Origin of the sequence: Nakamurella sp., assembly GCF_048594475.1 — a bacterium.
Lineage (GTDB): Bacteria > Actinomycetota > Actinomycetes > Mycobacteriales > Nakamurellaceae > Nakamurella.
This window is the reverse complement of record NZ_JBMDXT010000093.1, coordinates 1-7112: the sequence shown is the minus strand read 5'-3', so window position 1 is coordinate 7112 and position 7112 is coordinate 1. Positions and strand designations below refer to the sequence as shown.

6 protein-coding genes and 1 pseudogene are annotated in these 7112 nt (G+C 73.9%); 5 read left to right on the top strand and 2 right to left on the bottom strand.

The features are described from left to right. The 3 genes and pseudogenes from ACOJUF_RS04850 to ACOJUF_RS04840 all read left to right on the top strand — a co-directional run. Nucleotides 1-289: pseudogene (locus tag ACOJUF_RS04850) on the top strand (hypothetical protein); the annotation flags it as partial. A 132-nt stretch (nt 290-421) separates the two neighbouring features. After that, nucleotides 422-1228 (top strand): purine-nucleoside phosphorylase, encoded by an 807-nt coding sequence (locus tag ACOJUF_RS04845; RefSeq protein ID WP_420120734.1) that lies wholly within the window; start codon nt 422-424, stop codon nt 1226-1228. A 47-nt stretch (nt 1229-1275) separates the two neighbouring features. Further along, nucleotides 1276-2919, top strand: coding sequence for a phospho-sugar mutase (locus ACOJUF_RS04840; RefSeq protein ID WP_420120735.1), 1644 nt, complete (start codon nt 1276-1278; stop codon nt 2917-2919). Between the two features lie 201 nt (nt 2920-3120). On the opposite strand, the gene ACOJUF_RS04835 is transcribed toward ACOJUF_RS04840, so the two are convergent. Further along, nucleotides 3121-4101 carry an META domain-containing protein gene (locus ACOJUF_RS04835; protein ID WP_420120733.1) on the bottom strand — a complete coding sequence of 327 codons (981 nt, stop codon included), beginning with the start codon at nt 4099-4101 and terminating at the stop codon, nt 3121-3123. Between the two features lie 161 nt (nt 4102-4262). Next, nucleotides 4263-4922: a uracil phosphoribosyltransferase gene (upp, locus tag ACOJUF_RS04830; RefSeq protein WP_420120732.1), complete on the bottom strand. Its 660-nt coding sequence runs from the start codon at nt 4920-4922 to the stop codon at nt 4263-4265. Nucleotides 4923-4974: 52 nt separating this feature from the next. Here upp and deoC point away from each other — a divergent pair, with 52 nt between their 5' ends. Together deoC and ACOJUF_RS04820 are read left to right on the top strand one after the other, a co-directional pair. Then, the gene (gene deoC / locus ACOJUF_RS04825) at nt 4975-5982 is read left to right on the top strand and encodes a deoxyribose-phosphate aldolase (RefSeq protein ID WP_420120731.1); all 1008 of its coding nucleotides are present in this window, start codon (nt 4975-4977) and stop codon (nt 5980-5982) included. A gap of 12 nt (nt 5983-5994) precedes the next feature. Beyond that, a partial coding sequence (locus ACOJUF_RS04820) for an aldehyde dehydrogenase family protein (protein WP_420120730.1) occupies nt 5995-7112 on the top strand: 1118 nt, incomplete at its 3' end.

Below are 7112 nucleotides of genomic sequence, written 5' to 3'. Positions count from 1 at the left end.
CGGGACCGGCGGGCAGGCCGGCCCGGGCTTCGCGGCCCGCGCCGAACCGCTGCCCCCGCCGCCCTGGGCGCAGGCCGACGCGGCCGCGCTGCCCCCACTGCCCGAACAGGCTCCCGAGCCATCGACCGGCCGGCGGATCGCGGTCGCGCTGGTGGTGGCCCTGCTGGCGGCCGTCGTCGGGTTCTTCGCCGTCCGGCTCATCGCCGACGCCGCCGACGGCAGCGCCGCCGCCTCGCCGGTCACCCTGGTCGCACCGGCGTCGGCTCCGGCCGATCACCTGCTCCGCTGACCCGCCCCGTGCAGGACGGTCCGCGGCCCCCGCCCGGCCGCCGGCGGCGATCGGTGTCCAGGGCCGGCCGGGCGCGCCGGACCGCGCGCCGTCCCCGCCCGGTGCCCGGCGGTCCCGGTTACGCTCCCGGGCATGTCTGCCGCCGCCACCCCCAGCCCCGCCACCGCTCAGCAGGCCGCCGCCGCCATCGCCGGGGCGACCGGCGTGGACGGCCACGACGTGGCCCTGGTGATGGGGTCCGGATGGTTGCCGGCGGCCGAGCGGCTCGGCGCCGCGGCGGTCGAGCTGGACGTCGCCGAGTTGCCCGGGTTCGCGCCCCCGTCGGTCGAGGGCCACTCGGGTCGGGTCCGGTCGGTCACCGTCGGCGACAAGCGGGCGCTGGTCTTCCTCGGGCGCACCCACCTCTACGAGGGTCGCGGGGTCGGCGCGGTCGCCCATGCGGTCCGCACCGCGGCGGCCGCCGGGGCCCGCCTGATCGTGCTCACCAACGCCGCCGGCGGCATCCGCGAGGGCATGAAACCGGGTGACCCGGTGCTGATCTCGGACCACCTGAATCTCACCGCGACGTCCCCGCTGGCCGGTGCGACGTTCGTCGACCTGACCGACCTGTACTCGCCGCGTCTGCGGCAGCTGGCCCGGCAGATCGACCCGTCGCTCACCGAAGGGGTGTACGCCCAGCTGCCCGGCCCGCACTTCGAGACGCCGGCCGAGATCCGCATGCTGCGCGGGCTGGGTGCCGATCTGGTCGGCATGTCGACCGTGCTCGAGGCGATCGCCGCCCGGGCCGCCGGGGCCGAGGTGTTCGGCCTCTCGCTGGTGACCAACCTGGCCGCGGGCATGACCGGGGAGCCGTTGAACCACGAGGAGGTGCTGGCGACCGGCCGGGCCGCGGCCACGCGGATGGGCGACCTGCTGGCGCAGCTGGTGGCCCGGGCGTGACCGGCGCGGAGCCGCCCCGGCTCACCCCGGATCTGCGCGACGCCACCATGCGCTGGATCGCCGACGACCCGTCGGCCCCGGACCGGGACGAGCTGCAACGGGTGCTGGCCTCGGCGATGGCCGGGTCGGCCGAGGCGGTCGCCGACCTGACCGACCGCATGGCGGCGCCGTTGACCTTCGGCACGGCCGGGCTCCGGGGGCCGTTGCGGGCCGGGCCCGCCGGGATGAACCTGACGGTGGTCCGCCGGGCGGCCTGGGGTATCGGCCGCTACCTGCAGGAGTCCGGCGAGCGCGGCGGCACCGTGGTGGTCGGGTACGACGGCCGCCGCCGCTCGGCCGAGTTCGCCGCCGACGTCGCCGGAGTGCTCGGCGCCCAGGGCTTCTCGGTGCTGCTCGGCGACGGGCCGCGCCCGACGCCGGTCACCGCGTTCGCCACGCGGGACCTCGCCGCGGCCGCCGGGTTACAGGTCACCGCGTCCCACAACCCGCCGCAGGACAACGGTCTCAAGGTGTACCTGCGCGGCGGCGCCCAGCTGATCGCGCCGCAGGACGCCCGGATCGAGCGGGCCATCGCCGCGGCTCCGGCGGCCCGGTCGATCGACGCCGGCGGGCCCGTCGGCGGCTGGCCGGAGTCGATCGTCCCGGATTACCTGAGCGGCACCGCGCGGCTGGCCCGGGGGCCGCACGCCGGCGCCGACCTCACCGTCGCGCTCACCCCGATGCACGGAGTCGGCGGCGAGATCGCCGTGAAGGCCTTGCATCTGGCCGGATTCCCGGCGGTGCACGTGGTGGCCGAGCAGGCCGTGCCGGACGGCGCCTTCCCGACCGTGCCGTTCCCGAACCCCGAGGAGCCGGGGGCCACCGATCTGCTGCTGGCGCTGGCCCGGCGGACCGGGGCGGCGGTCGCGGTCGCCCTCGACCCGGACGCCGACCGGTGCGCGATCGGGGTCCCCGACGGTGACGCCTGGCGCATGCTGACCGGGGACGAGACCGGCGCGCTGCTCGGCGACCACCTGCTGCGGCATCTGGACCGTACCGCCCACCCGGATCCGCTCGTCGCCACCACGATCGTCTCGGCCGAGCTGCTCCGCGCCGTCGCCGCCGCGCACGGGGCCCGGTACGACGAGACGCTCACCGGCTTCAAGTGGATCGTCCGCGCCGGGGACGGCGACGGCACCGGCCTGGTGTTCGGGTACGAGGAGGCGTTGGGGCTGTGCGTCGACCCGGACCGCGTCCGGGACAAGGACGGCATCTCGGCTGCGGTGCTGGCCTGCGATCTGGTCGCCGAGCTCGCAGCGGCCGGGTCGAGCGTGCCCGGCCGGCTGGACGAGCTGGCCCGTGCGCACGGCCTGTTCGTCACCGGCCCGCTGTCGATCCGGGTCACCGACCTCGCGCTGATCCCGGCCGCGATGCGGCGGCTGCGCGCGAGTCCGCCGGCGACCCTGCTGGGCGAACCGGTGACCGAGTCCACCGACCTGCTGCCGCAGACCGACGGGCTGCGCTGGCGGACCGGCCGGGTCCGGGTGGTCGTCCGCCCGTCGGGCACCGAGCCGAAGCTCAAGTGCTACCTCCAGGTGCACGCCGACGTCCCGGACGGCACCGACGGGCCGGCGCTGGGCGCCCTCCGCACCGCGACGGCCGCCGAACTGGACCGCCTGCGGGCAGAGGTCGCCCAGATCATCGGGCTCTGACCCGCGCGGATCAACAACCCGGGCGCGGGGGAAGGAGCACACATGCGCTCCACCCGTCACATTCGGGGTCAGTTGATCCGCGCTGGCGTCGTTGATCCGCGCGGGTCCAGGTGATCCGCGCGGGTGCAGGTGATCCGCGCAGGCGTCGTTGATCCGCGCGGGCGCAGGTCATCCGCGCGGGGTCGGGTGAACCGCGCGGGGTCAGCCGGAGGTGCTCGTCGCCGTCGCCGACCCGGACGCGAAGGCGTCGGGGCCGACCGTGTCGTCGGCGAGCAGGCCGAGTCCCTTGCTGCCGTCGGTGGACATGATCTGCAGGTAGGTGATGCCGTGCGCGGTCGAGAGGGAGTACGTCGTCTCGCCCTGCAGCACCTGGGTCATGAACTGCTCGAGCGCGTCGCTCGGCCCCGCGCACGCCCGTAGCGTCTGCCGCAGCGCCCCGAACGTGATGGTGTCGTCGCCGATCTGCGCGGGACCGCCGCCCCCGTTGCAGGAGTCGTTGAAGGCCACCTCGTCACCGGAGAAGCGCATCCAGGCGGTCAGCGACGGGTCGACCGCGGCGGTCGTGTTCGCCTGGTTGGTGATGGTGATCGTGTCCGACACCTTCCAGCCGGTCGACCTGAGCGTGTCGGCCCCGCTGGGCGCCGGCCCGAGCACGACGGTGTCCGTCGCCCCGGTCAGGGTCAGGGTGTCACCGGCGAGGGTGTAGGCCGGGCCGGACGCCAGGAACTGGGCGAGCCAGGTGTCCTGGTCCATCAGCGCCTGGTCGCAGGCCATCATCGTCGACGCGAGCTGCGGGGCGGTCAGCTTCCCACCGGCGAGGGTGTACCGCCCGGCCATCGTGTTGCAGCCGGCATTGGCCGACAGGCTGCCGCCCTCGAAGGCGATGGTGATCGTCGATCCCGGCACGAGGGTGTGACCCCCGGTGACCTGGGTCGACACGAAGCTCCGACCGTCGAGCTCGCTCCTGGTCGTGCGCCCCGACTGCGACACCGACGCCGACCCCGAAGCCGACCCCGAAGCCGACACCGACACCGACGCACCGGTGGAGGCGGCGCTCGGGGACCCGGAGGCCGAGGTGGACCCGCTCCCCGCCGTCCCACCGGACGCGCAGGCGGTCAGCCCGGCGAGCAGCACCGTCGCGCCCAGCACCCCAAGAACACCACGCGCGCGCAGACCCGCCATCGTCCCCAACCGCCTCTCGTCTCCGGACAACCGGCCCGCATCATCACAGAGCGGTCTGAGAACCGGCCGTCGCGGCCCATCCGGTCAGGTCTCGATCCGGTACCGATTTCCCCGGCCCGCGCCGGGACGGGGCGCCGCACCGCCCCGCCGGGGACCGCGGCTCAAACCGCGCCGAACTGCCGATCCCCGGCGTCGCCCAGCCCGGGCACGATGTAGCCGATCTCGTTCAGCTTCTCGTCGACCGACGCGGTCACCACACGGACGGGCAGGTTCGCCGCGGCCAGGGTGACCAGGCCCTCGGGCGCGGCCAGCGCGCAGATCGCGGTCACGTCGGTCGCGCCGCGGCCGGTCAGCAGCTCGATCGTGTGGACCATCGAGCCGCCGGTGGCCAGCATCGGGTCGAGCACGTACACCGGCCGGTCGGCCAGCGAGTCCGGTAGCGACTCCATGTACGGCGTCGGCTCCAGCGTCTGCTCGTCGCGGGCCAGGCCGACGAAGCCCATCTGCGACTCCGGGATCAGCGCGTGCGCCTGGTCGGCCATGCCCAGGCCGGCCCGCAGCACCGGCACCAGCAGCGGCGGGTTGGCCAGCCGGATCGCCAGCGTCGGCGACATCGGCGTCTGGATCGGCTCCAACCGGATGGTCAGGTTGCGCGACGCCTCGTAGATGAGCATCAGGGTCAGTTCCCGCAACGCCGCCCGGAAGGCGGTGTTGTCGGTCGTCCGGTCCCGCATGGTCGACAGCCGGGCGGCGGCCAGCGGGTGGTCGACGATGGTGACGTCGAGGTTCTCGGGGATGCGGGGCGTCCGGGCAGCGGTCACGGGACAAACCGTATCGGGTCCTGCCGGGCGGACCCCTGCCTAGGATGGCCCCATGTCAGCGACGATCCGGCCAACGATCCAGCCGACGATCCGGGCGACGATCGGGACCACCTATTCGGCCCTGCCCGCCCACCTGGCCGACGTCGCCCGCGACGAGTCGTCGCTGCGGCGATTCCTGCACGGGCTGCCCGGCGTCGACCCGGTCGGCGTCGAGGCCCGGGCGGCCGCGCTGGCCACCCGATCGATCAAGAAGTCGAGCAAGCGGGCGGCCATCGACCTGGCCATCGCGATGGTCGACCTGACCACGCTGGAGGGGTCGGACACCCCGGGCAAGGTCCGGGCCCTGGCCGCGAAGGGCCGCCGGCCCGACCCGGACTACCCGGACACGCCGGCCGTCGCAGCGCTGTGCATCTACCCGGACATGGTCGCGACCGCCGTGGCGGCGCTGGCCGGTACGTCCATCGGCGTCGCATCGGTGGCCACCGCCTTTCCCACCGGGCGGACGTCGATGGCGGTCCGGCTGGCCGACGTGGCGGTCGCGGTGGACGCCGGGGCGACCGAGATCGACATGGTGATCGACCGGGGCGCCTTCCTGGCCGGCAACTACGGCGCCGTGTTCGACGAGATCGTCGCGGTGAAACAGGCCTGCGGCGAGGCCCGGCTCAAGGTGATCCTGGAGACTGGCGAGCTGGCCACCTACGACAACGTCCGGCGGGCGTCCTGGCTCGCGCTGCTGGCCGGTGGGGACTTCATCAAGACCTCGACCGGGAAGATCGCCCCGGCCGCGACGCTGCCGGTCACCCACGTCATGCTGCAGGCCGTCCGTGACTGGTTCGACCAGACCGGCGAGCGGCGGGCGGTCAAGCCGGCGGGCGGCATCCGCACCAGCAAGGACGCGCTGCGCTACCTGGTCGCCGTCAACGAGGTCGCCGGCCCGGAGTGGCTGGACCCCTTCTACTTCCGGTTCGGCGCGTCCAGCCTGCTCAACGATCTGCTGCTGCAACGGCGCACCCACGTCCAGGGGCACTACTCGGGCGCCGACTACCTGACCGTCGACTGAGAACGGACCGACATGCCGCACCTTGACTGGGAGTACGACCCCGCCCCGGAGTCGGCCGCCATCGGCCGGCTACGCGACCGGTATCAGATGTTCGTCGGCGGGAGCTTCGTCGACGGCCATGGGGACGACGTGAAGACGGTGAACCCGGCCACCGAGGAGGCCTTGGCCTCGGTGAGCACCGCGTCGAGGACCGACGTCGACGCGGCCGTCCGGGCCGCCCGCGCCGCGTACGAGGGTCCGTGGTCCCGGCTCACCGCGACCCAGCGCGGCACCTACCTGTTCCGCATCGCCCGCGGCATCGCCGAACGCTCCCGCGAACTCGCCGTCGTCGAGACCCTGGACAACGGCAAGCCGATCAAGGAATCGCGCGACGTCGACGTCCCGACCGCGTCCGCGCACTTCTTCCACCACGCCGGCTGGGCCGACAAGCTCGGGCACGCCGGCTACGGGCCGGCGGTACGTCCGCTCGGGGTGGCCGGGCAGGTCATCCCGTGGAACTTCCCGCTGCTGATGGCGGCATGGAAGATCGCGCCCGCGCTGGCCGCCGGGAACACCGTCGTCATCAAACCGGCCGAGACCACCCCGCTGTCGATCCTGGTGCTGGCCGAGATCATCGCCGACGCGGACCTGCCGCCGGGCGTGGTCAACATCGTCACCGGGGCCGGCGACATCGGATCCGCGCTGGTGAACCACCCTGGCATCGACAAGGTCGCGTTCACCGGCTCGACCGAGGTCGGCAAGCAGATCCAGGCGTCGCTGGCCGGCACCGGCCGCAGACTGACCCTGGAACTGGGCGGCAAGGCGGCCAACATCATCTTCGACGACGCGCCGATCGATCAGGCCGTCGAGGGCATCGTCAACGGCATCTTCTTCAACCAGGGCCACGTCTGCTGCGCGGGATCGCGCCTGCTGGTGCAGGAGTCGGTCGCTGACGAGGTGATCGCCAAGTTGCGGGACCGCATCTCGACGCTGCGGATCGGCGACCCCATGGACAAGAACACGGATGTCGGCGCGATCAACTCGGCCGGCCAACTGGCCACCATCCGAGCCCTGGCCGACGCCGGCGACGAGGAGGGGGCGCAGCGCTGGACCTCGCCCTGCCCCGTCCCCGAGCGCGGCTTCTTCTTCGC

What these genes read in the sequence shown, in the direction of transcription:
- ACOJUF_RS04835 (WP_420120733.1), bottom strand. Translation starts at nt 4,101, where the DNA reads ATGGCGGGTCTGCGCGCGCGTGGTGTTCTTGGGGTGCTGGGCGCGACG.
- deoC (WP_420120731.1), top strand. Translation starts at nt 4,975, where the DNA reads ATGTCAGCGACGATCCGGCCAACGATCCAGCCGACGATCCGGGCGACG.
- ACOJUF_RS04845 (WP_420120734.1), top strand. Translation starts at nt 422, where the DNA reads ATGTCTGCCGCCGCCACCCCCAGCCCCGCCACCGCTCAGCAGGCCGCC.
- ACOJUF_RS04840 (WP_420120735.1), top strand. Translation starts at nt 1,276, where the DNA reads ATGCGCTGGATCGCCGACGACCCGTCGGCCCCGGACCGGGACGAGCTG.